This is a genomic window from Streptomyces sp. NPDC099050, assembly GCF_044759865.1.
Classification (GTDB): Bacteria; Actinomycetota; Actinomycetes; order Streptomycetales; family Streptomycetaceae; genus Streptomyces.
In genome coordinates, this window is record NZ_JBIWAE010000006.1 from 234,195 (window position 1) to 258,814 (window position 24,620).

At 71.6% G+C, this 24,620-nt stretch carries 22 protein-coding genes and 2 tRNA genes; 19 read left to right on the plus strand and 5 right to left on the minus strand.

Features of this window, described 5'->3' with window-relative positions:
* The first annotated feature begins 224 nt into the window (after positions 1-224).
* The 5 genes from ACIQV3_RS13165 (at position 225) to ACIQV3_RS13185 (ending at position 4,111) form a co-directional block, all read left to right on the plus strand.
* Positions 225-2,390 (plus strand): ATP-dependent DNA helicase UvrD2, encoded by a 2,166-nt coding sequence (locus ACIQV3_RS13165; RefSeq protein WP_403712492.1) that lies wholly within the window; start codon positions 225-227, stop codon positions 2,388-2,390.
* Positions 2,391-2,559: 169 nt separating this feature from the next.
* Complete coding sequence (locus tag ACIQV3_RS13170; RefSeq protein WP_403712493.1) at positions 2,560-2,922, plus strand: hypothetical protein; 363 nt, start codon at positions 2,560-2,562, stop codon at positions 2,920-2,922.
* Positions 2,923-3,090: 168 nt separating this feature from the next.
* Positions 3,091-3,462 carry a WhiB family transcriptional regulator gene (locus ACIQV3_RS13175; RefSeq protein ID WP_112451933.1) on the plus strand — a complete coding sequence of 124 codons (372 nt, stop codon included), beginning with the start codon at positions 3,091-3,093 and terminating at the stop codon, positions 3,460-3,462.
* The gene (locus ACIQV3_RS13180; RefSeq protein ID WP_403712494.1) at positions 3,459-3,791 is read left to right on the plus strand and encodes a hypothetical protein; all 333 of its coding nucleotides are present in this window, start codon (positions 3,459-3,461) and stop codon (positions 3,789-3,791) included. The genes ACIQV3_RS13175 and ACIQV3_RS13180 overlap by 4 nt, the downstream gene beginning before the upstream one ends.
* A gap of 113 nt (positions 3,792-3,904) precedes the next feature.
* A complete protein-coding gene (locus ACIQV3_RS13185; protein ID WP_403712495.1) occupies positions 3,905-4,111 on the plus strand; it encodes a hypothetical protein in 207 nt (68 codons plus the stop codon).
* A 45-nt stretch (positions 4,112-4,156) separates the two neighbouring features.
* Here the strand turns inward: ACIQV3_RS13185 and ACIQV3_RS13190 are convergent, their stop codons facing one another.
* Entirely contained in the window at positions 4,157-5,488 is a 1,332-nt protein-coding gene (locus ACIQV3_RS13190) for an ABC1 kinase family protein (RefSeq protein WP_403712496.1), read from the minus strand.
* Between the two features lie 511 nt (positions 5,489-5,999).
* Here ACIQV3_RS13190 and ACIQV3_RS13195 point away from each other — a divergent pair.
* A complete protein-coding gene (locus ACIQV3_RS13195) occupies positions 6,000-6,932 on the plus strand; it encodes a hypothetical protein (protein WP_403712497.1) in 933 nt (310 codons plus the stop codon).
* Positions 6,817-7,836 carry a tetratricopeptide repeat protein gene (locus ACIQV3_RS13200; RefSeq protein WP_403712498.1) on the plus strand — a complete coding sequence of 340 codons (1,020 nt, stop codon included), beginning with the start codon at positions 6,817-6,819 and terminating at the stop codon, positions 7,834-7,836. Before ACIQV3_RS13195 ends, ACIQV3_RS13200 begins: the two co-directional genes overlap by 116 nt.
* 5 nt (positions 7,837-7,841) lie before the next feature.
* Here ACIQV3_RS13200 and ACIQV3_RS13205 read toward each other — a convergent pair whose 3' ends face one another.
* A complete protein-coding gene (locus ACIQV3_RS13205) occupies positions 7,842-8,948 on the minus strand; it encodes a ThiF family adenylyltransferase (protein WP_403712499.1) in 1,107 nt (368 codons plus the stop codon).
* 139 nt (positions 8,949-9,087) lie between these two features.
* Between ACIQV3_RS13205 and ACIQV3_RS13210 the strand changes: the two genes are divergently transcribed.
* The 4 genes from ACIQV3_RS13210 (at position 9,088) to ACIQV3_RS13225 (ending at position 12,973) form a co-directional block, all read left to right on the plus strand.
* Positions 9,088-9,711: a M48 family metallopeptidase gene (locus ACIQV3_RS13210; protein ID WP_403712500.1), complete on the plus strand. Its 624-nt coding sequence runs from the start codon at positions 9,088-9,090 to the stop codon at positions 9,709-9,711.
* A gap of 138 nt (positions 9,712-9,849) precedes the next feature.
* A complete protein-coding gene (locus tag ACIQV3_RS13215) occupies positions 9,850-11,490 on the plus strand; it encodes a TerD family protein (protein WP_403712501.1) in 1,641 nt (546 codons plus the stop codon).
* A gap of 29 nt (positions 11,491-11,519) precedes the next feature.
* Positions 11,520-12,200, plus strand: a complete 681-nt coding sequence (locus ACIQV3_RS13220; protein ID WP_403712614.1) for an AIM24 family protein — start codon at positions 11,520-11,522, stop codon at positions 12,198-12,200.
* Between the two features lie 17 nt (positions 12,201-12,217).
* Entirely contained in the window at positions 12,218-12,973 is a 756-nt protein-coding gene (locus ACIQV3_RS13225; RefSeq protein ID WP_403712502.1) for an AIM24 family protein, read from the plus strand.
* Between the two features lie 87 nt (positions 12,974-13,060).
* On the opposite strand, the gene ACIQV3_RS13230 is transcribed toward ACIQV3_RS13225, so the two are convergent.
* A complete protein-coding gene (locus ACIQV3_RS13230; protein ID WP_403712503.1) occupies positions 13,061-13,585 on the minus strand; it encodes an NUDIX hydrolase in 525 nt (174 codons plus the stop codon).
* Positions 13,582-14,985, minus strand: a complete 1,404-nt coding sequence (locus tag ACIQV3_RS13235) for a zinc-dependent metalloprotease (RefSeq protein ID WP_403712504.1) — start codon at positions 14,983-14,985, stop codon at positions 13,582-13,584. The genes ACIQV3_RS13230 and ACIQV3_RS13235 overlap by 4 nt, the downstream gene beginning before the upstream one ends.
* A gap of 191 nt (positions 14,986-15,176) precedes the next feature.
* Between ACIQV3_RS13235 and ACIQV3_RS13240 the strand changes: the two genes are divergently transcribed.
* The 4 genes from ACIQV3_RS13240 to ACIQV3_RS13255 all read left to right on the plus strand — a co-directional run bounded on the left by ACIQV3_RS13240 (position 15,177) and on the right by ACIQV3_RS13255 (position 18,486).
* Positions 15,177-16,340 (plus strand): SDR family oxidoreductase, encoded by a 1,164-nt coding sequence (locus tag ACIQV3_RS13240; protein ID WP_403712505.1) that lies wholly within the window; start codon positions 15,177-15,179, stop codon positions 16,338-16,340.
* Between the two features lie 196 nt (positions 16,341-16,536).
* Complete coding sequence (locus ACIQV3_RS13245) at positions 16,537-16,998, plus strand: molybdenum cofactor biosynthesis protein MoaE (protein ID WP_403712506.1); 462 nt, start codon at positions 16,537-16,539, stop codon at positions 16,996-16,998.
* 106 nt (positions 16,999-17,104) lie between these two features.
* The gene (locus ACIQV3_RS13250) at positions 17,105-17,323 is read left to right on the plus strand and encodes a hypothetical protein (RefSeq protein WP_403712507.1); all 219 of its coding nucleotides are present in this window, start codon (positions 17,105-17,107) and stop codon (positions 17,321-17,323) included.
* A gap of 71 nt (positions 17,324-17,394) precedes the next feature.
* Positions 17,395-18,486, plus strand: a complete 1,092-nt coding sequence (locus tag ACIQV3_RS13255) for a PDZ domain-containing protein (RefSeq protein WP_403712509.1) — start codon at positions 17,395-17,397, stop codon at positions 18,484-18,486.
* A 30-nt stretch (positions 18,487-18,516) separates the two neighbouring features.
* On the opposite strand, the gene ACIQV3_RS13260 is transcribed toward ACIQV3_RS13255, so the two are convergent.
* Complete coding sequence (locus ACIQV3_RS13260) at positions 18,517-19,089, minus strand: PPA1309 family protein (protein ID WP_403712510.1); 573 nt, start codon at positions 19,087-19,089, stop codon at positions 18,517-18,519.
* A 126-nt stretch (positions 19,090-19,215) separates the two neighbouring features.
* On the opposite strand from ACIQV3_RS13260, the gene ACIQV3_RS13265 reads away from it, so the two are divergent.
* The 4 genes from ACIQV3_RS13265 to ACIQV3_RS13280 all read left to right on the plus strand — a co-directional run bounded on the left by ACIQV3_RS13265 (position 19,216) and on the right by ACIQV3_RS13280 (position 24,503).
* Positions 19,216-22,131, plus strand: a complete 2,916-nt coding sequence (locus ACIQV3_RS13265; RefSeq protein ID WP_403712511.1) for a UPF0182 family protein — start codon at positions 19,216-19,218, stop codon at positions 22,129-22,131.
* 44 nt (positions 22,132-22,175) lie between these two features.
* Positions 22,176-22,249 (plus strand) — tRNA-Met (locus ACIQV3_RS13270).
* 202 nt (positions 22,250-22,451) lie between these two features.
* Positions 22,452-24,371 carry a tetratricopeptide repeat protein gene (locus ACIQV3_RS13275; protein WP_403712512.1) on the plus strand — a complete coding sequence of 640 codons (1,920 nt, stop codon included), beginning with the start codon at positions 22,452-22,454 and terminating at the stop codon, positions 24,369-24,371.
* Between the two features lie 58 nt (positions 24,372-24,429).
* Positions 24,430-24,503: transfer RNA gene (locus ACIQV3_RS13280), tRNA-Met, on the plus strand.
* Positions 24,504-24,620: the final 117 nt, after the last annotated feature.

The window sequence follows — 24,620 nt, forward strand, 5'->3', positions numbered from 1 at the left end:
GTGGTTGCTCGTTGGTCCGATTGGCCCGAGGGATTGAACGTACGGGACCGCCCGGCCATTCCCGGCCCCGGCCGCCGGCCGCCTGTCAGGTGCAGGACCCCGCTCCGGTACGACCGTGCTCCTGTCGGACGAGATTCCTGTCCGACGAGATTCCTGTCGGACGAGCGCGGGCGGCCTGTGGACGGATTTCCCGGCCTCCCCGGGAGACCTGGCAAGCTGGCGGGGTGACATCAGCAACGCACTCCTCATCCTTCACGGCCGGCGCCGACTCGGCCGACGCGGTGCTCCTGGGCCTGGACCCGGAGCAGCGCGAGGTCGCGACGACCCTGCGCGGGCCGGTGTGCGTGCTCGCGGGCGCCGGTACGGGCAAGACCCGGGCGATCACCCACCGCATCGCCTACGGGGTCCGTTCCGGCCAGCTGATGCCGGCCAGTGTGCTGGCCGTCACGTTCACCAACCGCGCCGCCGGCGAGATGCGCGGCCGGCTGCGCGAGCTGGGCGCGGGCGGCGTGCAGGCGAGGACCTTCCACTCCGCCGCCCTGCGCCAGCTCCAGTACTTCTGGCCCAAGGCGGTCGGCGGCGACGTGCCCCGGCTGCTGGAGCGCAAGATCCAGTTCGTCGCGGAGGCGGGCGCGCGCTGCCGCATCCGCCTCGACCGGGGCGAGCTGCGCGACGTCACCGGCGAGATCGAGTGGGCGAAGGTCACGCAGACGGTGCCCGCCGACTACCCGGCGGCCGCCCGCAAAGCCGGCCGCGAGGCCCCCCGGGACCTGGCCGAGATCGCCCAGATCTACGGGACGTACGAGCAGCTCAAGCGCGACCGCGGCATGATCGACTTCGAGGACGTGCTGCTCCTCACCGTCGGCATCCTGCAGGACCGCCACGACATCGCCGAACAGATCCGCACCCAGTACCAGCACTTCGTGGTCGACGAGTACCAGGACGTAAGCCCGCTCCAGCAGCGGCTGCTGGACCTGTGGCTCGGCGAGCGCGACACCCTCTGCGTGGTCGGGGACGCCAGCCAGACGATCTACTCCTTCACCGGCGCCACCCCCGACCACCTGCTGAACTTCCGCACCAAGTACCCGCAGGCCACCCTGGTCAAGCTGGTCCGCGACTACCGTTCCACCCCCCAGGTGGTCCACCTCGCCAACGGGCTCCTCGCCCAGGCCAAGGGCCGCGCCGCCGAGCACCGCCTGGAGCTGGTCTCCCAGCGCGAGACCGGCCCCGACCCGGTCTACGCCGAATACTCCGACGAGCCCGCCGAGGCCGAGGGCATCGCCCACCGGGTCCGGGACCTCGTCGCGGCCGGCGTCCCGGCGGGCGAGATCGCCGTGCTCTACCGCATCAACGCCCAGTCCGAGGTCTACGAACAGGCGCTCGCCGACGCCGGAGTCCCCTACCAGCTGCGCGGAGCCGAGCGCTTCTTCGAGCGCGCCGAGGTCCAGAAGGCGATCCTCGCCCTGCGCGGAGCCGCCCGCTCCGGCGGCAACGACCGGCTGCTCGACGACGTCGTCGAGCTCGGCTCCCAGGTCCGGGCCGTGCTCAGCTCCACGGGCTGGACCAGCGCACCGCCCGCCGGTTCCGGCGCCGTCCGCGACCAGTGGGAATCGCTGGCCGCGCTCGTCCGGCTCGCCGAGGACTTCGCCCGCAGCAAACCGGCCGCGACCCTGGCCGACCTCACGGTCGAGCTGGACGAGCGCAAGGCCGCCCAGCACGCCCCGACCGTCCAGGGCGTCACCCTCGCCTCGCTGCACGCGGCGAAGGGCCTGGAGTGGGACGCCGTGTTCCTCGTGGGCCTGACCGACGGCATGATCCCGATCACCTACGCGAAGACCGACGAGCAGGTCGAGGAAGAGCGCCGGCTGCTCTACGTCGGCGTCACCCGCGCCCGGCACCACCTGACGCTCTCCTGGGCCCTCTCCCGGACTCCCGGCGGCCGCGGGTCGCGGCGGCCCAGTCGCTTCCTGAACGGCCTGAGGCCGGGCTCCCTGGCGCCGGGAAGCAGGCCGGGCGGTCCGGCCGAGCCCGGGGCCCGCAAGCGGGGCCGCCGCGGGCCGGCCGTGTGCCGGGTCTGCCGCAAGACCCTGACCGACGCGGGCGAGCTGAAACTGATGCGCTGCGACGACTGCCCTTCGGACATGGACGAAGGGCTCTACGAGCGGCTCCGCGACTGGCGTGCCGTCCAGGCGAAGGAGCAGGGCATGCCCGGCTACTGCGTCTTCACCGACAAGACGCTGATGGCCATCGCGGAGGCCGCACCCTCGCAGGAGGGAGAGCTCTCGATGATCTCCGGCGTGGGTGCCCGCAAGCTCGAGCGGTACGGAGCCGATGTGCTGGCCATCTGCGCAGGTGGGGAGCCTGGGACGGAAGATCCTGACGACGCGTAGAAACTCGTCGGAAAAATAGTTTGCACATGCCCAGCGAAGCCCCATAGGTTCTTAGCAACGGAAACGGTGGCTTCTCCGAAGCCCCTGATCCGTGCTGTACTTATCCGAATACGCATGGGACCAGGCCTCCGGGCCGAAGTCCCCGAGACGCCGAGAGGAGGCGAGACCAGTGACCAACTTCACCACCACCACCAAAATGACCGATCGCTCGGTCGCCGCTTCCCGCACCCTCGGCTCCTCCACTCTCCTTGCCCTCACGGGTACCGGTCTGCCGGTCACCGGTCTGTCCGCCATTTGCGCTGACAGCCCCGTCCGGCCCGCCGCGCCGAGCGCGCTGCTGGTCCTTGACCGCAATGAGCGACCGACCCAGGCACCGGTGGCAGTACTGGCAGCAGAAGCCCAGGCGCATGGCGCCTATGCCTTTGCGGCCGCAGCCGGTGCCGCCAATGCCGGATTTACGCAGCAGACGAAGAAGCAGCACCACCTGATGTGGGCCTACCGCGGGCTCGAACCCTGGAGTGATCCAGTCTGATCTGACGATCAGGCCGGCGCCTTCAGGGCCGCGGAACCCCCTCCGGGATCCGCGGCCCTTCTGTTTGTCCCCGAACAGGGGGCGACGGACCGAAGGGGCGAGGTACCCCAGCCGCCCCCGGCCGACCGGCCGGAACGACTAGACGAACAAGACGAGGAAGAAACCACCGTGCAACTCGAAGCGCACGCCCCGTCCGTACCGAAGAGCCAGACCCTCTCCCCGCCCGCAGTCCCGGAGGACTCCACCTTGACTCCCCTCACCGCGCTGACCGCGCTCGACGACGCCATCGAGAACCTCGGCGTGCCCGTCGCCTGTCGCACCTACGACCCCGAGGTCTTCTTCGCCGAGTCCCCGGCCGACGTCGAGTACGCGAAGTCCCTCTGCGGCACCTGCCCGCTGGTCGAGGCCTGCCTCGCCGGTGCGCTGGAGCGCCGCGAGCCCTGGGGTGTCTGGGGAGGCGAGCTCTTCGTCCAGGGTGTCGTCGTCGCCCGGAAGCGTCCCCGTGGCCGTCCGCGCAAGAACCCGGTTGTCGCGGCATGACCGCCAACGGAACCATCGACCGCCCCCTCACGCACGACCCCCTGAAGCAGGCCTTCATGTCCCCCCACGCCACCACGAGCGAGCAGCCGCACGGCGCCGCCACCGCAGACTTCATCACCGCAGGCGCGAACACCTCGCGTCAGAACAGGACCCGCGAAATGCAACTCATCCCAGAAGCCCTGGCTCGTGCCCATATGGACGACCGCATGCGTGAGGTCGACGCCGAGCGTCGCGCCGTACGCCTGGTCGCCGCGCGGCGCATGCAGCGTCGAGCCGAGCGCGTCTCGCTGCGCGCCCGGCGCGCGCTGGCCATGGCCGTCATGCACTGAGTGAGAGCCGGAGACGGCTCGGAGTGAAACACCGGGGGGACCGGCCCGAAGGGGCCGGTCCCCCCGGTGCGTTGCGGCCCCCGCGCCGGCCCCCACGGGGATATCGTCTGGAGGTGGACCAGCCGACTCCCCACCCGCCGCCGCCGGGAACCGAGGCCCCGCCCGTCGTCTGCGCGCGCTGCGGCGCCCAGTCCCCGGCCGGCCCCCCGCCCACCTGGACGTGCTCCGTGGAGAACGGGACCAGACAGTACTTCTGCGTCGACTGCGCGCGTGCGAACCTCCGCGCCATCGAAGGCCGCCTCGACTCCGCCTGGTGGTGAGCCCCGACCGCGCCCGCCCGCTCCCGCCCGCCGAGAGGCCCCGGCTCAGTCCTCGTCGGGCAGGAACCCCGGCAGCCAGGAGTCCAGTTCCTCGCGGAGCCTGACCGTGGCGCCGAGCTGGCACAGCACCCCGATGGTGCTCAGAGTCACCCGGTGGATCAGCAGGTAGGAGGGCGGCAGATTGATCTGCCGGCCCAACTGGTGCGCGGGGGAGCGGGGGTCGGCGATCCGCGCGGCCTGACCGCGCAGCCAGGTCCGGGTGAAGGTGAACTCCTCGGCTTCGGCCGGTTCGAGCATCGGCCTCAGATAGTCGAGCACCGCATCGGCTTCCAGCTGGATGGACTCGCGCACGAACCCCTCCCCGCGCAGGTGCCCGTAAACCCCCTCGGCATCACCGTCCAGCGCCATCCGCAGCGACCGGCCGATGGGCTTGGGCCAGCCGCCCGGCAGCCGGTCGACCGTCCCGAAGTCCAGTACGCCCAGCCGCGTCCGCCCGTCCGCCCCGGAGATCAGCCGGAAGTTGCCCGGGTGCGGATCGGCGTGCAGCAGCCCGGTGCGCGCGGGACCGGAGAAGAGGAACCGGGCCAGCAGCTGTCCGGCGCGGTCGCGCTCCTCCGGGGTGCCGTCGGCAATCACCTCCGACAGCGGAGTCCCCTCGATCCAGTCGGTCACCAGCACCTGGTCGCCCTGGTGCACCACGTCCGGCACGACCACGTCCTCGTCGCCGACGAAGGCGTCCGCGTGCGTCCGCTGGGCCTCGGCCTCCAGCTCGTAGTCCAGCTCCTCCGAGACCCGGTCGCGCAACTCCTTGATCAAGGGCTTGATGTCCATGCCCGGAATCAGCGGCCCCAGCAGCCCCGCGAACCGGCCCAGCTGCTTCAGGTCCGACAGCAGGGCCTCGCCGGCCCCCGGGTACTGGACCTTGACCGCCACCTGGCGGCCGTCGTGCCACACCGCCCGGTGCACCTGTCCGATCGAGGCCGCCGCCGCGGGCTTGTCCTCGAACTCCTCGAACAGCTCCCGCCAGTCCGCGCCGAGCCGCTCCGACAGCACCTGGTGCACGGTGGCCGTTGGCAGCGGCGGGGCCGCCTCCTGGAGCTTGGTCAGCGCGGCCCGGTAGGGCCCGGCGACCTCTTCGGGCAGCGCGGACTCGAAGACCGAGAGCGCCTGGCCGAACTTCATGGCGCCGCCCTTCAGCTCTCCCAGTACGCGGAACAGCTGCTCGGCGGTGCGCTGCTGGAGCTCACGCGCCACGATCTCCGCCGACTTGCCGCCGATCCGCTTGCCGAGCCCCCAAGTGGCCCGGCCCGCTATGCCGAGCGGCAGCGCGGCCAGCTTGACGGTACGGGTGACCGCCTTCCGGGGAAGATCAGACATGCGCCCCTCCAATTCCCAGACAGCTGAGCCGCAAGCGACGGTCCGGGGGGAGCCCCCGAAGGCCTTCCCGGCCAAAGGCATCCTGTCATGACCCTCCGCGCCCACCCCGTCCGAGTCTCTTGCCCGGAACCCGGCGGGAATCCACCGGTCGGCGGACGGCGGTCGCCCCCATGGGACAACACGGTGGTGGAGCGGGCCGCGTAATACCGGTGGAGGGGCCGGCGCGGCCTGGCTGCGAAGGCCGTCGACAAGCTGGTGGCCACCTACCGCCGGCGCCGGCACGAGGCCGACGCCGGAGTCCTCGCGGCCGCCACCGGGCCCGATCCGGCGAACGCGGGCGGCCCGCCTCCGTCTCCTTCCAGCATGATCGCCTCGCAGCTCGGGCCTCGCCGGGCTCGGCCTGATCCCGGGTGCCGGCGCGTTCACGGGTGCGGTCGACCCCCACCAGGTCGCCGCCGGCGCGGACCGGGTCAAGGCCCTGCTCAGCACCCGGCTGCGCGACCACGGCGACGTGGAACTGGTCCCTTCCCCGCTGGACACGCTGACCCCGGTGTTCCTCGAAGAGCTCGCCGAGGTGGCCCGCGAACACCCCTGGATCGCGCTGTTCTTCGACACCTACGAGCGCACCGGACCGATGCTTGACTCCTGGCTCCGCGACGTGCCCGGCAGCGAACGCCACGGGGAGTTCCCCGCGAACGTGCTGGTCACCCTGGCCGGGCAGTCGAAGCTGGCCGCCCGCACCTGGGAGGACTGGCACGACCTGGTCACCGACTGTCCGCTGGAGGCCTTCACCGAGGCCGAGGCACGCCTCCTCCTCACCGGAAAGGGAGTCACCGACGAACGGGTCGTCGAGGAGGAGGCGGCCGAACTCTTCGGCCGGCTCCGGTCGATGCCCTTCGTCACCGACCGCTCGGGCCACTGTCGCCACCACGAGGTCGTCCGAGGCGCGGTGCTGCGCCTGCAGCGCAGGCAGTCCCCGATCCGGTGGGAGCGGCTCCACACCCGGCTGGCCGATGCCCTCCGAAGGCGCCGCGAGCACCTGGAGGAGGCGATCGCCCCGGCCGAGGGGTGGTGGTCGGACGAGAGCCGGCGCGGCCACCGACTCCAAGAGGCCTGCCACCGGCTCTGCGCCGACCCTTCTCCTCGGCCGCGCCGGCTTCGACGCCGAGGGCCGGGCCACGGCCCTGACACTCCGCGGCCGGGATCACCGGTTCTCTCACCACCACGCCCGGTACGTGCACTCGTTGGCCGACCTCACGCGTCCGCTCGCCGTCCAGCCCGTCGACCATGCCTGGGCTTTGGTCCATCGGGCGAGGACCTTCGTGTCCATGGGGCGTTACGAGGAGGCGTTCGACGACTTCAGGCGTGCGGTGGAACTGTTCTCGAACAAGGGCTGGGTCTTCATCAGCCGAGCCTTTACGCTTCGTCAACTCGAGCGACATGAGGAGGTGTTGGCTGACTTCGCGAGGGCCGTCGAGCTCAGTCCCGACGATGCCCCTGCGATCGCAGGCAGAGCCGATGCCCACCGGGCGATCGGGCACCATGAGGATGCCTTGGTGGACTACACCCGGGTCATCGAGCTCGATCCGGGTGATGGCCGGGCATGCGCCGGACGCGGAGACAGTCACTTGTCGTTGGAGCGGTACCAAGAGGCCCTCGCCGACTTCGATCGCGCTCTCGCGATCGAGCCGGATGGCGAGTGGGCCCTCTTCCTGCGCGCGAGGACCTGGTCGAGGCTCGGCCGCTTCGAGCGGGCCCTCGCCGACTGGGAGCACATCCTCGCGGTGAGCCCCGGCAACGGCTGGGCCATCAGAAGGTGTGCCGACCACCGTCGGGTGCTGGGCTCGCACGAGGAGGCGTCGGCCGCTTACGACCGCGCCGTCGGGCTCCTTCCCGACAGTGCCTCCACACTGGCCGCCCGAGGTCTGACCCACCGCCTGCTCGCCCGCCATGACGAGGCGCTCGCCGATCTCACCCGGTCTCTCGCGCTGGATCCCGACGACCCTTGGGCGCACTACGAGATGGCCGTGGTCAAGGCCGCGCTCCGGCATCCGGACCGTGACCACCACCTGAGGCGCGTGATCGACTTGCTGACCTCCGCCGAGGCCGCGGCGCAGGATGTCCTCGAAGCGGACACCCTCCTGCTCGCCCACTGCCTGATGCCCGACTGGCAGCAGGCCGATCAGCGCCTCGCGGAGTTTCTGGAAGCCGCTCCGGCGCCCGGGCAACTGCGCGCACTGATCGTCAACCTTCGCAGCCTCATCCCTGTGACCCCGTCCGCCGAGCCCCGCATCGAGGGGTTCTGCGCGGTGCTTGAGGAGCGACTCGCGGCCGAACCGCCCCCGTAGCCCCCTCATGTCCCCGCCCCCTGCCCCGCCGGAACCTTCGCCGCCGCGCACGGGCAGTCCGGATGAGGGTCCACCGGGGTGGACTGCCAGTGGAGGGCCGGGAGGGAGGCCTCCCAGCGGGTGGCGGTGGAGGCGGGGAGTTCGCCGTCGAGGAAGGACAGGGCGTGGGCCGCGGCCAGGCCGGCCACGGCGGTGGACAGGCCGAGGTCGCAAGCGGCGGCGGTGCGGCGGCGGTGGGCCGAGCGCCACTGGACCAGCATGCGCGGCCAGGCCGGGTCCCGGTCGATCCGGTCGCGCTCCATGCAGCCGGCGCACGCCGTGGCTCCGGGCAGGACCAGCGGTCCCACCAGCCCGGTGCCCTCCAGTACTCCCGCGTAGAGGTGAGGGGTGCCGGTGGTGATCCAGTCGGCCGCCGTCTGGGGATCGGGGGCCCAGGACTGCAGGCCGTCCCGGGGCGCGACCACCACCAGGGCCAGCCCCGGCTCCGGCCCCTCGCTCTCCCCGGCCCGGGGCCCGCGTCCGGGAGCCGCGTCGCGCACCGCCGTCCGCGCGGCCTCGGCGCGCAGCCGTCCCACACTGCCGGGGCCCAGACCGCCCGGCGCCACGTCCGCCGGCTGGGCGCGCCCCCCGTCGAGCACCTCGACCCGGCCGATGCCCGCTCCGGCCAGGACCGAGGCGATCACCGCGCCCACCCTGCCGCTCCCGCGCACCTGAACCCGTATCACCCGGCGGGCGGCGACACCCTGTAAGTCCCCGCCCGGCCGGGGGCGGACCAAGGACAGCGACCCCAGGTCCGGGCCGAGCCGCTCCAGGGCCTCCGGCCGGTCCCGCACCGCCTGGGCGTGCGGGCCGCCCGCCGTGGCGTCGTCGAGCAGCCCGGCCGCCGCCAGCCTGCGCACCACCTCGTCGACCCGGCCGTCGGGGAGTCCCATCACCTTGCCCTCCGACCGGAGCAGCTCCATGCCGCGCGTTCCGTCGATCAGGTCGAGGAGCGAGCCCGTCGCCGTGTCCACGGGGCCGAGCACCACCGCGTGGGCGGGCGTCACCCCGAATTGCACCGTCTGCAGATCCCGCCACGCCCGCGCCAGCGCCGGCTTCACCTTCGGATACATCGTGGCCCTCCCTCGATTCGCGGTTCGATTCGCGCGCCGCATTCCGCTGGGAGTGCGTCGCTTTCCGCAAGATTGCCCGCCCCGCGAAAAGCCTGCGCGATTTTGTCCACAGGTGAGGGGTATTAGGTATATGAAATGAATGGTGCAGCCGTCCGCGCAACGGTTCGTGTTCGACCCGGGGAGGGGCGGGACTTCCGCCGTGGCGAGCGGGTACCGTCATGGCGTGTCAGCCGATCCACCGCAGCGCGCCGTCGAAGTCCGCCGGAGCGCGCGCCGCCGAAGGACCGTATCCGCCTACCGCGAGGGTGATCGTACGGTCGTCCTCATCCCTGCCCGGATGTCCGAGGCCGAGGAGCGGCGCTGGGTGGGCGTCATGCTCGACAAGCTGGCGGCGCAGGAGAGCAAACGCACCTTCGGGGACGCGGAACTCGCCGAGCGCGCCGGGCGTTTGTCCGAGCAGTACTTCAGTGGCCGCGCCCGCCCCCGCACGGTCCGCTGGGTCACCAATCAGAACACCCGCTGGGGCTCCTGCACCCCGGCCGAAGGCAGCATCAGGCTCTCGCACCGCATCCAGGGGATGCCGGAGTACGTCGTCGACTACGTGCTGCTGCACGAGCTGGCGCACCTCCTCGTGCCGGGCCACGGTCCCCGTTTCTGGGAACTGCTGGAGGCGTACCCGCGCACCGAGCGGGCGCGCGGGTACCTCGAAGGAGTCGTCGCCGCCGAACGCCTTCCGAAAGTTCCGGCCGCCCGAGAGGAGTAATCCCCATTACCTGCTATTTGTCCGAGATGTCACACCTCGTGATATGTACCGGGTCGGTACCGACTTGGCCGGATGTCCGAGGTTGGCGTTAGCCTGAGCGGCACGCATTCACAGTCGGGATGGGGGACGGTCTTACGTATGGCCAGGGAATTCCAGCGCGGTCACAAGGCCAAAATCAGTGATCTGACGGCGGGCACGGACCTCTACGTGGGTGTCCAGATCGCCGGGCCCGGGCTCGCCATCGACATCAGCTGCTTCGGCCTCGACGCCAACGAACAGCTTTCGGACGACCGCTACTTCGTCTTCTTCAACCAGCCGAAGTCGCCGGAGGAGTCCATCCAGCAGCTCGGCGCGCAGTCCGGCGACACGGAGTCCTTCCGGGTGACCCTGGACCGCATTCCGGCCAACATCCACAAGCTCTCCTTCGCCGCCTCGATCGACGGCGCCGGGCAGATGTCGCAGGTCGGCCCCGGCTACATCCGCATCGTGGCGGGTGGCGAGGAGGTCGTCCGGTACTCCTTCTCGGGCTCGGAGTTCAGCACCGAGCGCGCGCTGATGATCGGCGACTTCTACCTCAAGGACGTGTGGCGCTTCGCCGCCGTCGGCCAGGGCTTCGACGGCGGGCTCGCCGCGCTGCTCCAGAACTTCGGCGGCGAGGTCGCCGAGGAAGAGCAGCCCGCGCCGCAGGCGCAGGCCCCGGCCGGCGCGCCCGGCTTCGCCCCGCCGCCGCAGGGCGCCGCCCCGGCACCCTCCTTCGGTGCTCCCGCCCAGACGCAGCCCCCGGCCCCGGCGCCCTCCTTCGGCGCGCCGCCCCAGGCCCCGGCGCCCGCGCCCGCCCAGGCGCCCGCCCAGGTTCCGGCCCCCGCGCCGTACCAGCAGCCCGTCCACGCGGCCCCCACCATGGCCGCACCGATGGGCGCGCCCCTGGCCCCGCCCGCCCCCGCGCCCTACGGGCAGGTTCCGCCGCCCGCCCCGGCCCCCGCGCCGTACGGGCAGCAGCCGCAGCCCTCGTACGGCCAGGTCCCCGGCCAGCAGCAGCCCCCGTACGGCCAGCAGCCCGGCTTCGGGCAGCAGCCCCAGGGCTACGGCCAGCCCGCCCAGGCGGTGCCCGCCGCCGGCGCCGGACTCGCCGCCGCCCTCCAGCCGTACAAGGAAGCCCCCACCGGCGCCCGCTGGACCCCGCAGAACCAGCAGCTCATGCGCGTCGACCTCTCCATGGGCGGCCAGGCCGTCCTCGCCCGCCAGGGCAGCATGGTGCTCTACCAGGGCAAGGTCGACTTCAGCTACAAGGGCGCGGGCTTCGCCGGCCGCGTCGTCGGCAACGCCACGGGCCAGGAGATGCAGCTGATGCGCTGCACGGGCCGCGGCCAGGTCTTCCTCGCGGAGACCGGCGCCCACCTGCACGCCATCGAGCTCCAGGGCGACGGCATCTGCGTCTCCGCCGAGAACGTCCTCGCCTTCGACGAGTCGCTCCAGCACGAGATCCGCCGCATCGAGGGCCACGGCATCCCGGGCGGCGCACTGTTCACCATGCAGTTCCAGGGCACCGGCACGGTGATCGTCAAGACGCACGGCGTGCCCGTCGTCCTGCCCGTCACCCCGACCACCTTCGCGGACAGCAACGCCATCGTCGCGTGGTCCTCGGCCGCCCAGGTGATCATCTCCAGCCAGGTCCGGCTGCGCCGCAACGCCTACCCCGGCCACAGCGGGGAGACCGTGAACCTCCAGTTCCGCGGCGCCCCCGGCAACTTCATCGTCGTCCAGCCGTACGAGGTCTGAGGGAGCCCCACATGAATGCCATGAACTCATTGAACCAGCAGCTCGCGGGCTACGCCCCGACCCCCGTCACGGCCCGCATGGAGAACCACGGCCGCGCGATGCTCAAGGTCGCCATGCAGAGCGGCCAGGACCTCTTCGCGCGCACCGGATCGATGGTCGCCTACGAGGGCTTCGTCCAGTACGAGCCCAACCCGCCGGCCGTCCGCCAGATGGCCTCGCAGTGGCTCACCGGCGAGGGCGCCCCGCTCATGAAGGCCTCCGGCGACGGCCTGCTCTACCTCGCCGACTACGGCGCGGACGTGGTCGTGATCAACCTCAACAACGACTCGCTCTCCGTCAACGGCACCAACCTGCTCGCCTTCGACGCCCACCTCCAGTGGGGCGTCGAGCGGGTCAAGGGCATGGCCAAGTTCGCCGGACAGGGCCTGTTCAACGTGTCGGTCTCCGGCACCGGCTGGGTCGCGATCACCTCGCGCGGCACGCCGATGGTGGTCGACTGCGGCCGCGGCGAGGACGAGACGTACGTCGACCCCGACGCGCTCGTCGCCTGGTCCCCGAACCTCAAGATCAAGGGCAAGCGCAGCTTCAAGGCCTCGTCGATGATTGGCCGGGGCAGCGGGGAGGCCTACCAGATGGCCTTCTCCGGCCAGGGCATCGTCGTCGTACAGCCCAGCGAGGACAGCACCGACCGGCTCCGGGCCCGGGGCTGAGGGGGAGAAGACACACCATGCAGAGCTCACTTTTCGCCCACGCCGAGGCGCAGACCCAGGAGCGGTACGCCGTCCAGAACCCGCAGCTGCTGCGGGTCTCGCTGACCGGCTCCGACGACGTGCTCGCCCGCAAGGGCGCGATGGTCGCCTACCAGGGGATCATCGACTTCGACGGCGAGTACCAGAGCACCAACCAGCGCAATGCCCGCGCCCGCACCGGTGAGGGCCTCGACCTGATGCGCTGCTCCGGACAGGGCACGGTCTACCTGGCCAACCTGGCGCAGTACGTCCACGTCGTGGACGTGGACCAGGAAGGCCTCACGGTCGACAGCAGCTACGTGCTGGCCCTGGACTCCACCCTGCACACCGAGGCCATCGCGGTGGACAGCCAGTACGGGATCTCCGGCTCCGGCAAGTACCAGCTCAACATCACCGGCCGCGGCAAGGTCGCGCTGATGACCTCCGGGCAGCCGCTGATGATGCAGGTCACGCCCGACAAGTACGTCAATGCCGACGCGGACGCCATCGTGGCCTGGTCCACCTCGCTGCGCGTGCAGATGCAGGCCCAGACGCACTCCGCCGGCGTCTGGCGGCGGCGCGGCAACACGGGCGAGGGCTGGGAGCTGAGCTTCCTCGGCACCGGTTTCGCCCTGGTGCAGCCCAGCGAGGCGCTCCCGCCGCAGAACGCCCAGATCGGGCAGGGCGCGGCCGCCCAGTTCGGCATGGGCCAGCAGGGCGCCCACGCGCAGAACCAGAACAACGCCTGGAACTGATCCGGGTACGGACGGACCTGCGGGTACGGACGGACGGAAGGGGCGGCCCCGCATCGGCGGGGCCGCCCCTTCCCGTGTCCGGCCGGCTCAGAGCCGGGCCAGGGTCGCCTCCAGCAGCCGCACCACCGAGGCGTCGGCCACCTCCGCCACCCGGGCGTACGGGAACCAGCGCAGGTCCAGCGACTCGTCGCTGATCGCTTCGAGGGCGCCGGCGGGCGCCAGAGCCGCGTACTGCACGTCCAGGTGCCAGTTGCACGGAGCCGGGATCGGGTGCCGGTCCAGGAGCACCGGGCCGCCGGGCAGCAGGGTCAGTCCGGCGGTGATGCCGGACTCCTCGCGGGCCTCGCGCATGGCCGCCCCGGCGAGGGTGGCGTCACCCGGCTCGCAGTGCCCGCCCATCTGGAGCCACATGCCCAGCTTCTTGTGCAGGGTCAGCAGGACGCGCTCCCGCTCCGGGTCGATCACCAGCGCGCTGCCGGTGATGTGGCCCGCCCCGCAGGGCTTGTAGACCCCGTCCGGATGGGCCGCGAGGTGCTCCAGGTAGACGTCGCGCAGCTCGGGCTGGCCCTCGTAGCCCTTGAGGACCAGGACCGCGTCTTCGTGCAGGGTCACTTCTTGTCGTCGCCGTCCTGCTCGCGCTTCTGGGCGGCCTCGCCCAGCATCTTGTCGATCTCGGAGAAGTCCAGCTGCTCGCGGTGCACGAACCCGTCCGGGTCGTCCAGGTCGGAAGCGGTCGGCAGCATGTCCGGGTGCTCCCACAGCCCGTCGCGCCCGTCCACGCCGCGCGCGTCCGTGAGCGAGGCCCACAGCCGGGAGGCGTCGCGCAGCCGGCGCGGACGCAGCTCCAGCCCGATCAGCGTCGCGAAGGTCTGCTCCGCCGGACCGCCCGAGGCGCGCCGCCGGCGCATGGTCTCGCGCATGGCGTCGGCCGAGGTCAGCCGGGGCTTGGCGGCCTCGTGCACGACCGCGTCCACCCAGCCCTCGACCAGCGCGAGCGCCGTCTCCAGACGGGCCAGCGCGGCCTTCTGCTCGGGGGTGTCCTGCGGCTGGAACATGCCGCCCTGGAGGGCTTCCTGAAGCTGCTCCGGGTTCGACGGGTCGAGCTGGCCGACCACGTCCTCCAGCTTCGAGGTGTCGACCTTGATGCCCCGCGCGTACCCCTCGACGGCGCCGAAGAGGTGCGAGCGCAGCCACGGCACGTGCGCGAAGAGGCGCGCGTGCGCGGCCTCGCGCAGTGCCAGGTACAGCCGCACCTCGTCGGAGGAGACGCCCAGGTCCTTGCCGAAGCTCTCGATGTTCAGCGGCAGCAGGGCCGCCTTGCCGGCCGGGCCCAGCGGGAGCCCGACGTCGGTCGAGCCCACGACCTCGCCCGCGAGGGTGCCCACGGCCTGGCCGATCTGCTGGCCGAACATGGCCCCGCCCATGGAGCGCATCATGCCGAGCAGCGGGCCCGCCATGGCCTGCATCTCCTCCGGCAGGACGCTGCCCATGGCCGCGCCGACGCGCTCGGCGACCGGGTCCACGAGCTCCTTCCACACCGGCAGGGTCGCCTCGACCCATTCGGCGCGGCTCCACGCCACGGCGGTGGCGGCGCCCGACGGCAGCGAGGTGACGTCGTCGAGCCAGTGGTCGGCGAGGCGCACGGCCTCCTCGACCGCCGACTTCTCGGCGAGGCCCACGCTGGCGTCCTTGACCCCGTCCGAGGTGCCCTGGGCCACGGTCTGGCGGGCGATGTCCTTGGCCATGTCCCAGTTGACCGGACCGCCCTCGTAGCTCAGCATCTGGCCGAGCTGCTGGAAGGCGGCGCCGAGGTCGTTCGGGTTCATGGAACCGAACATGGCGGCGAAGGGGTTGTCGGCGTCGCCCGGGCCGCCGGAGCCGCCGGGCAGGCCCGTGCCGAACCCGAACGGATTCGGGCCGCCCTGACCGCCCTGGTTGCCCTTCTGCTTGCCCTCGTCGCCGTTGTCCGGCTCCTCGGGCGGAAGGCCGAATCCGAATGGGGTGTCGCTCACGGGTTTCCTCGGCTCGTAGGGCCGCCGGCGGGGCCGGCGGGCAATGGGTCGACAACACCACCCAGCGTAGACACCAGACCCCGCTTCCGGGCTCGGTGCTCCGCTGACTCCTGGGCTGCGGCAGGATGGACATCAACTGGTGGGTCCGCGTCACGGCGCGTCCTACTGAAGACAACCGCTGGAGACGCCTGGTGAGTTCCCCAGATCCGCACGCTTTGGACGAACAGGGCCCGGAAGACCGCCCTGAGCACGGCGAGGACGCCCCGGGCGTTCGCCGGACGCGAAACCCGGGCGGTTCCGCGCGCCGAGGCCCCGTGATCGCCGTGACCGGCGCCGCCTCCGGGGTCGGGGCGGCGCTGGTGACCAGGCTGGCCGCGTCCGAGGAGGTCAAGCAGGTCGTCGCGATCGACGAGCGGCGCGGTGAGTGCGCCGACGCGCAGTGGCACCTCCTGGACGTACGGGACCCCGCGATCGCGGAGAAACTGCGCGGCGCGGACGTCGTGGTGCACCTGGCCCTCGACCTCGACCTGGAGACGGACCCGGCGGCCCGTACGGCGTACAACGTGCGGGGGACCCAGACCGTGCTCACCGCCGCCGCGGCGGCCGGAGTGCACCGGGTCGTGCTCTGCACCTCGGCCATGGTCTACGGGGCGTTGCCGGACAACGACATCCCCCTCTCCGAGGACGCCGAGCTGCGCGCCACCGCCGAGGCGACCGGCGTCGGCGACCTGCTGGAGATCGAGCGGCTGGGCCGCCGGGCGCCGCGCGCGCACCCCGGCCTGAACGTCACCGTGATCCGCCCGGCGGTCCTGGTCGGCGGCACGGACACCGCGCTGACCCGCTACTTCGAGTCCCCGCGCCTCCTGGTGGTGGCGGGCTCCCGTCCGACCTGGCAGTTCTGCCACATCGAGGACCTGGTCAGCGCGCTGGAGTACGCGGCCCTGGAGAAGGTCGAAGGAGAGCTGGCGGTCGGCTGCGAGGGCTGGCTCGAACAGGAGGAGGTCGAGGAGCTGAGCGGCATCCGCCGCATGGAGCTCCCGTCGGCCGTGGCCCTGGGCGCGGCGGCCAGGCTGCACCGCATCGGCCTCACCCCGTCCCCCGCGGGGGACCTCGCGTACACGATGCACCCCTGGGTGGTCAGCGTCAGCGGGCTGCACGCGGCGGGGTGGCGGCCGCGCTGGACCAACGAGGAGGTGCTGGCTGAGCTCCTCCAGGAGGTCGCGGGCCGGCACACGGTGGCGGGGCGCCGACTGGGCCGCAAGGACGCCACGGCGGCCGGTGCCGCGGGTGCCACCGTCGCGCTGCTGGGCGCCGCGGCCGCGATCCGCGCCGCGCGCCGCCGCCGGGGCATCTGACTCCGCGCGGGGCCGGGGCGCGGCCTCCGGGGCGGCACCGTTCCCGGGGGCGCCGCCCCCGGACCCCCGCACGGGCAGGCTGCCCGTGCGGGGCGCCGCGACCCGGTGGTTTCTGTAGGAGGCTTCCAAGGGGGCCGGTGGGGACCTGGTGAAACTGCTATTCCGCCGGGTCGGCGGCTAGGGCACGATGGAAGGTATGGCACCGCACTTCGACCACCCCGGCGAGCACGCCGCTCCGGACCCGATCCGGCTGCTCGAAATCCGTGAGACCCCGCTTTCCATCGACGAGGTCTTCCAGGCCGTCGGCGACGACGCGACGGGCGGCACGACGCTCTTCGTCGGCACGGTGCGCGACCACGACAGCGGGGCGGACGTCGACCAGCTCGGCTACTCCTGCCACCCCTCGGCCGAGGCGGAGATGCGCCGCGTCGCCGAGCGGGTCGTGGGGAAGTACCCGGTCCGCGCCCTGGCCGCCGTCCACCGCATCGGCGACCTGGCCGTCGGCGACCTCGCGGTGATCGTCGCCGTTTCCTGCCCGCACCGCGGCGAGGCCTTCGAGGCCGCCCGGATGCTGATCGACGACCTCAAGCACGAGGTCCCGATCTGGAAGCACCAGACCTTCTCGGACGGCACGGAGGAGTGGGTCGGCGCCTGCTGATTGCCCCGTTCGGACGCGCAACACGCCCTCGATTTGCGTAACCCCCTCCCGGGCAGCAGCGTTGAAGCCACCAACAACATGTAACTCGGGGTAGGGAGACACGCCCATGGCGTCTTTGGCGTGGTTGCTGATTCCGCTGTTCGCCGCGATCGGAGCGGCGATATGGGGTAGCTGGGCGGCACGCGACCGCACGGCCGGCGACATATCCGAGCTGGCGGGCTACGCGCGGTTCCGCGAGGCCATGGGCCAGAGCGAACCGGGCGCCGCGAAGGCGGGCGCGGGCGCGGACGCGCAGCGCAACAAGGACACCGTCGACTCCGTCTGACGCGGCGGCGGGCCCCCCGTACGGACCGGCCCCGGGGGCCGCTCGTCAGGGCCGTCACGTACTGTCGATCCATGCCACGCCGCACTGCGACGATGCTCGCCTCCACCCTCATGCTCTTCGCGCTGCTCTGCGCGGGAGTCTTCATGAAGGCCCCGTACTCCGAGATGAGTCCGGGCCCGACCGTGAACACGCTCGGGGACTCGCACGGCGAGCCCGTCCTGAAGATCTCGGGGCACAAGACGTACCCGACCACCGGGCACCTGAACATGACGACGGTCCGCGTCACCGGTGCGGACTACGACATGAACCTGCTGGAGGCCGTGTACGGCTGGGCGGCGGGCGACAACATCGTCGTACCGCACGAGAACCTGTACCCGGACGGCAAGACGGAGCAGGAGTCCACGCAGGAGAACGCCGAGGAGTTCAGCCAGTCGCAGGAGAGCGCCAAGGTGGCCGCCCTCAAGCAGCTCGGCATCCCGGTCGCCGCCCGCGTGATCGTCGCGTCCGTGGTCAAGGACAGCCCCTCCGAGGGCAAGCTGCACGCCGGAGACGTCATCAAGGCGGTGGACGGGACCCCGGTCAAGGCCCCCGAGGACGTGGCCAAGCTGGTCACCAAGCACAAGCCCGGCGAGCCGGTCGAGTTCACCATCGTGCCCGCGGCCGAGGCCGCAGAGGCCGAGAAGGCGCACCGCGAGCCCACCCGCACGACGAAGGTCACGGTCATCGCCGGCAAGGCGGAGGGCGACGGTCACGCCATCGTCGGCATCCGGGCCGGGACCGACCACACCTTCCCGTTCACCATCGACATCAAGCTCGCCGACGTCGGCGGCCCCAGCGCCGGCCTGATGTTCGCGCTCGGCATCGTCGACAAGCTCACCCCGGAGAACCTCACCGGCGGCAAGTTCGTCGCCGGCACCGGCACCATCGACGACGCGGGCAAGGTCGGCCCGATCGGCGGCATCCAGATGAAGACCATCGGCGCCCGGCAAGCCGGCGCCCAGTACTTCCTGACCCCCGCCGAGAACTGCGCCGCCGCCGCGGGCGACGTGCCCGACGGGCTGACGCTCGTGAAGGTCTCCACCATCGACGACGCCGTGAAGGCGCTGCAGAAGATCAGCAAGGGGGACACGGCCGGGCTGACGCAGTGCAGCGCCAAGCCCTGACCGTTTCCCCGCCGCCGGCCCGCGGACGGCCTAGTCGAGGAAGGTCGCGGCCAGTGCCTCGGCGAGCCCCGGCACCAGCGTCGCGCCGGTCAGCACCTCGTTCGCCGAGTCCTTGTCCCGCAGCCGCACGGCCGACTCGCGCGATCCGTCGCGCAGGACGCCCACGGTCAGCCGGACCTCCTGGCGCTCCGGGTGGGTGGCGACCCACTGGGTGAGCTGCTTGTCGGTGAGCCCCTCCGGTACGGAGGACTCCGCCGACGGGGGCAGCATGAGCCGCTCCACGGTCAGCGCGCAGCCCAGGATCGACGGGGGCCAGGCGAGGGTTCCCAGGAACTTGTCCAGCGGGGTTCCGGCCGGTACCTCGTCCTGCTCGATCGGGGTGAGCTGGTTCTTGCCCGTGTCGTCCTGGTCGAGGCCGAGCTGGCGGGCGACGCCCGGCGCCTCCTTGCGCAGCCTGGCCGTGTCGACCAGGGCGAAGAGCCGGGCGGGCTTGTCCCAGCCGAGGGTGGAGGCGTACTCGTCGATTTCGAGGACGGCACGGGTCAGCGGGCTTGCCGCCATAGGGGTGCCGGGGGACGGCGAAAGGTTGGACATGGGCAACATCCTGCCTCCTTTCCCCCGGATACCGGGAACTGACTAAAGCCTCAGTAAGTTGCATGAGTGGGCTCTACGATCGGGGGCCCATGCTTTGAAAACTCTCAGCATCACTTACACACAGCGACTTTCGAGGTGCGCACCTTGGCTTTCCAGATGCCGGACCGCGGCGGAGGCCCCTCCGGGCCACGGATGAGAGTCGGCCGCCCGTCCCGGCGCGCCCGGACTCTTCTGATGACCTTGGGCGTGCTGGCCGTCCTGGCCATGGCGTTCATCATGTTCGCCGGCTTCTGGACGGACTGGCTCTGGTTCCGCTCCGTCAACTACTCCACCGTCTTCACCACCACCCTGTGGACCAAGGTCGGCCTCTTCGCCGTCTTCGGCCTCCTCATGGCCGGTGCCGTCGGGCTGAACATCTGGCTGGCCCACCGGCTGCGCCCGCCGCTCAGCGCGATGTCGATGGAGCAGCAGAGCCTCGACCGCTACCGGATGACCGTCGCGCCGTACCGCAAGTGGCTGCTCCTCGGCATCTCCGCCCTGGTCGGCCTCATCGCGGGCGCCTCGGCGGCGGGCCAGTGGAAGACCTGGCTGATGTACGTGAACGGGGTGCCCTTCGGCACGAAGGACCCCCAGTTCAACCTGGACGTGTCGTTCTACACCTTCGACCTGCCCTGGTACCGCTTCCTGCTCGGCTTCGGCTTCGCCGCGGTCGTGCTCTCGGTGATCGCCGCCGCCGTCGTGCACTACCTCTACGGGGGACTGCGCGTCACCAGCCCGGGTGCGCGGGCCACCGCCGCGGCGACCGGCCACCTGTCGGTGCTGCTCGGCCTCTTCGTCACGCTCAAGGCGGTCGCGTACTGGCTCGACCGGTACGGCCTCGCGGTGAAGTCCAGCGACTTCAAGGCCGCGGACAACTGGACCGGCCTGCGCTACGTCGACGCCAACGCGTACCTGCCGGCCAAGACGATCCTGGTCGCCATCGCGGCGATCTGCGCGGTGCTGTTCTTCGCGACGCTGTGGCGCCGCACCTGGCAGCTCCCGGTCATCGGCTTCGGCCTGATGGTGCTCTCGGCGATCCTGATCGGCGGGCTGTACCCGGCGATCGTGCAGAAGTTCCAGGTCCAGCCGAACGAGCAGGCCAAGGAATCCCCGTACGTCCAGAAGAACATCAAGGCGACGCGCGACGCCTACGGGGTCGCCGACGCCTCGGTCACGGACTATCCGGGCCTGCCGGACCCCAAGGCGGACAAGAAGCAGCTCCGCCAGGACGCCAACACCACGGCGAGCATCCGCCTGCTCGACCCGAACATCGTGTCCCCGGCCTTCCAGCAGCTCCAGCAGAACAAGGGCTACTACGGTTTCCCGGCCACGCTGGCGGTCGACCGGTACAAGGGCCAGGACACGGTCATCGGGCTCCGTGAGATCAACCTCGCGGGCATCCCGAAGAACAACTGGATCAACGACCACTTCCGTTACACCCACGGATTCGGTGTGGTCGCGGCCAAGGGCACCGAGGTGACCTCGAACGGGGAGCCGCTGTTCACCGAGTCGGGCCTGCCGGCGAAGGGCGACCTCGGGGACTACGAGCAGCGGATCTACTACGGCGAGCAGACGAAGCAGTACTCGATCGTCGGCGGACCGCAGAAGGAGCTCGACTACGCCAACGACGCGGGCGAGAAGGAGACCACCTACCAGGGGGACAGCGGGGTGAGCCTGGGCAACCCGGTGAACCGCGCCGCGTACGCCCTGGCCTTCAGCGAGCCGCAGATCCTCTACTCCGGCGCCATCGACGACAAGTCGAAGATCCTCTACAACCGCACGCCCAAGGCTCGGGTCGAGGCGGTCGCCCCGTGGCTGACGATCGACGGAGCCGTGTACCCGGCGGTGATCGACGGCCGGGTCCAGTGGATCGTGGACGCCTACACCACCACCAACGGCTACCCCTACGCGTCCCGCACGCAGCTCGGGGACACGACGGCGGACTCGCTGACCAACTCCCAGCGCGCGGTGGTCGCGCAGGAGAACCAGGTCAACTACATCCGGAACTCGGTGAAGGCCACCGTCGACGCCTACGACGGCACGGTGAAGCTGTACCAGTGGGACACCAAGGACCCGGTCCTCAAGACGTGGATGAAGGCCTTCCCCGGCACGGTGAAGGTCAAGAAGGACATCTCGCCGACCCTGATGGAGCACCTGCGCTACCCGCAGGACCTCTTCAAGGTCCAGCGTGAGCTCCTGACCCGCTACCACGTCACGGACCCGCAGACCTTCCTCAGCGGCAGTGAGGTCTGGGCGGTCCCGGACGACCCGACCACCAAGGCGGGGACGGCGGTTCCGCCGTACTACCTCTCCATGAAGATGCCGGGCCAGAAGGATCCCAACCAGGCCTTCTCGCTCACCACGACGCTCACGCCGAACGGCAGGGACAACCTGAGCGCCTTCATGGCGGTCAACGCCGATCCCACCACCGCGGACTACGGCAAGATCCAGTTGCTGAAGCTGCCCACGCAGAACCCGGTGGACGGACCGAAGCTGGTCCAGGCGAGATTCAACTCCAAGCCGGAGATCGCCCAGGAGATCAACATCCTGAGCCGGGGCGATTCCCAGGTGGAGTACGGCAACCTGCTGACGGTCCCGCTCGACAAGGGAATGCTCTACGTCGAGCCGGTGTACGTGCGCGGCGGCGGCCTCAAGTACCCGCTGCTGAAGAAGGTCCTGGTGACCTACGGGGACCAGACGGCCTTCGAGGACACGCTCGAGAAGGCGCTGAACGTGGTGTTCGGGGCCGAGTCGGCGACCAAGCCGCCGGGCGACGGGACGACCCCGCCGGGCGACGGGACCACCCCGCCGCCGAGCAGCCAGGACCCGACGGTCAAGGCGGCCCTCGCGGACGCGCAGAAGGCGGTCGACGCCGCCGACGCGGCGCTCAAGGCCGGCGACTGGGCGGCGTACGGAAAGGCCCAGGGCGATCTGCAGGCCGCCCTGAAGCGGGCGATCGAGGCCGAGGCGAAGGTGACGGCGCCCGCGCCCACCCCGACGCCCAGCGGATAGCGGTAATGGTTCCACCCCGCGTCGTGCTACTGTTGGTTTACCGACGCGGGGTGGAGCAGCTCGGTAGCTCGCTGGGCTCATAACCCAGAGGTCGCAGGTTCAAATCCTGTCCCCGCTACTGAAGACGAAGGCCCGGATCCGATGGATCCGGGCCTTCGTCATGCCCGATCGAGTTTTTCGCCGACTCGGGGTCACTGGGGTGGGTGAGTTGGGGTGTGAGCGTGTTTGACTTGTCTCTCTGTGGGCATGTCGACAAAACGCTGTAGTGACCTCACTGACTGCGACATACCAGGTGTACGCGGGTAGCAGGTGATGCGACGATGGGATTTATGGGGGACAGGTCAACTCTGCTGGAGACAGGGCGGTTTGTGAGGGCGGACTCCGAATCGGATGCGGAGGCCGATGGGGCGGCTCAGGCCGTTGACGTGCGGACCGCGATGACCACGCGGGCGGTACGGACCACGGCCACGGCGCCGACCGCGCCGGACGTGTCAGTCGTGTCGGTCGATGCGCTGTTCGACGACGCGGTCTTCGGGCTGACCGACGCGGCCGGCGACGCCGCGCTGGAGGCCCGGCACCGGGTCGCCGCGGACAAGGGGGACCCGGGCGCGATGAGCGTACTGGGAGCTCTTCTGCTGCGCCGGGGCGACCTCGCGGGAGCCGAGCCGTACCTGCGCGGGGCGACCGGCGCGGGCGACCGCGCGGCCGCCAACAACCTGGGCGTCCTGCTGCACCAGCGCGGCTACCCCGAAGAGGCGGCCGGCTGGTGGCGCGTGGCCGCCGTGGCCGGATCCGCTCCCGCCGCGCACGCCCTGGGCCGCCACTACCGCGAGCGGGGCGACGAGCCCGCCGCCGAGTACTGGATGCGCCAGGCGGCGGAATCCGGCCATGCCCTGGGGGCCTACGGCCTCGCCGACCTGCTGGAGCACCGCGGGGACAAGGGTGTCGAGCGGTGGTTCCGGGCCGCCGCGGAGCAGGGGCACCGCGAGGCCGCGTACCGGCTGGCCCGGCACCTGCGCAAGGGCGACCCGGCCGAGGCGGAGCAGTGGTACCGGCAGGCCGCCGCGCGCGGCCACCGGCGCGCCGGGCTGCACCTGGGCGCCCTGCTGGAGGCGCGCGGGGAGCTGAAGGAGGCCGGGCGCTGGTACCTCACCTCCGCCAAGCAGGGCGAGGCACGGGCGGCGTGCGCCCTCGGCTTCCTGCTGCGCGACGCCGGTGACGAGGAGAACGCGGCCACCTGGTGGCTGCGGGCCGCCCAGGACGGCGACGGCAACGCGGCGAACGCGCTGGGCGCACTGCACGCCGCGCGCGGCGAGACCCAGACGGCGGAGAAGTGGTACCGGGCCGCGATGGACGCGGGCGACCAGAACGGGGCGTACAACCTCGCGCTGCTCTGCGCCGCCCAGGAGCGGACCGGGCCGGCCGAGCAGTGGTACCGGCGCGCGGCGTACGCGGGACACCGCGAGGCGGCCAACGCGCTGGCCATCCTGCTGCTGCAGGGCGGTGACGCGGAGGGCGCCGAGCCGTGGTTCTCGAAGGCCGCGGAGGCGGGGAGCGTGGACGCCGCCTTCAACCTCGGGATCCTGTTCGCCAGCCGGGACGAGGACCGCACGGCCCTGAAGTGGTACGAGCGGGCGGCCTCGGCGGGACACACCGACGCGGCGCTCCAGGTCGGCATCGCGCTGGTCCGCGACGGCGAGGAGCGGGCGGCGGAGCGCCACCTGCGCTGCGCGGCCGGCGGCGGCAGCGCGGAGGCCGCCTTCCGGCTGGCCGCGCTGCTGGAGTCGCTGGCGCCGCCGCCGGAGCCGGTGGCCCTGGGCGAACCGCTGGGCGGAGCCGCGCGCACCGAGAGCGAGGAGTGGTACGAGCGTGCCGCCGAGCTGGGGCACCGGCGTGCCCAGGTCCGGGTCGGCATGCTGGCCGCCGCGCGGGGCGAGCTGGGGGCCGCCGCGCGGTGGTACCGGGAGGCGGCGGAGGCCGGCTCGCGCAACGGCGCCTTCAACCTGGGGCTGCTGCTGGCGCGCGAGGGCAACGAGCCCGAAGCGGCGCTGTGGTGGACCCGGGCGGCGGTGGCCGGTCACGGGCGGGCGGCGCTGCGGCTGGGCCTGCTCGCGGCCCGGCAGGGAGACCTGACGGAGGGGCAGAAGTGGTGCGTGCGCGCCATGGAACTGGGCCCCGCGGAGGTCTCCGAGCGGGCGGCCCGGCTGCGCGAGGCGCTGGCCGAGGAGCTATCCGCGTAGACCCCCGTTAACCGATTTGCATCTGCTCGCCGTGCTCGCGTAGAGTCAGGTTTACCGACGCGGGGTGGAGCAGCTCGGTAGCTCGCTGGGCTCATAACCCAGAGGTCGCAGGTTCAAATCCTGTCCCCGCTACTGAAGAACCGAAGGCCCGGATCCCCTGGATCCGGGCCTTCGGTCGTTTCGCGTACGCAGACGGCAAAGGGGGCCGGGGCTCATCGAGCCCCGGCCCCCTTTCATCGCTACGCCCCC

Coding starts and splice junctions, on each gene's coding strand:
- ACIQV3_RS13180 (WP_403712494.1), top strand. CDS start 3,459: ATGACCGCCAACGGAACCATCGACCGCCCCCTCACGCACGACCCCCTG.
- ACIQV3_RS13190 (WP_403712496.1), bottom strand. CDS start 5,488: ATGTCTGATCTTCCCCGGAAGGCGGTCACCCGTACCGTCAAGCTGGCC.
- ACIQV3_RS13200 (WP_403712498.1), top strand. CDS start 6,817: ATGGGGCGTTACGAGGAGGCGTTCGACGACTTCAGGCGTGCGGTGGAA.
- ACIQV3_RS13205 (WP_403712499.1), bottom strand. CDS start 8,948: ATGTATCCGAAGGTGAAGCCGGCGCTGGCGCGGGCGTGGCGGGATCTG.
- ACIQV3_RS13210 (WP_403712500.1), top strand. CDS start 9,088: ATGGTGCAGCCGTCCGCGCAACGGTTCGTGTTCGACCCGGGGAGGGGC.
- ACIQV3_RS13215 (WP_403712501.1), top strand. CDS start 9,850: ATGGCCAGGGAATTCCAGCGCGGTCACAAGGCCAAAATCAGTGATCTG.
- ACIQV3_RS13225 (WP_403712502.1), top strand. CDS start 12,218: ATGCAGAGCTCACTTTTCGCCCACGCCGAGGCGCAGACCCAGGAGCGG.
- ACIQV3_RS13245 (WP_403712506.1), top strand. CDS start 16,537: ATGGCACCGCACTTCGACCACCCCGGCGAGCACGCCGCTCCGGACCCG.
- ACIQV3_RS13250 (WP_403712507.1), top strand. CDS start 17,105: ATGGCGTCTTTGGCGTGGTTGCTGATTCCGCTGTTCGCCGCGATCGGA.
- ACIQV3_RS13255 (WP_403712509.1), top strand. CDS start 17,395: ATGCCACGCCGCACTGCGACGATGCTCGCCTCCACCCTCATGCTCTTC.
- ACIQV3_RS13260 (WP_403712510.1), bottom strand. CDS start 19,089: ATGTTGCCCATGTCCAACCTTTCGCCGTCCCCCGGCACCCCTATGGCG.
- ACIQV3_RS13275 (WP_403712512.1), top strand. CDS start 22,452: ATGGGATTTATGGGGGACAGGTCAACTCTGCTGGAGACAGGGCGGTTT.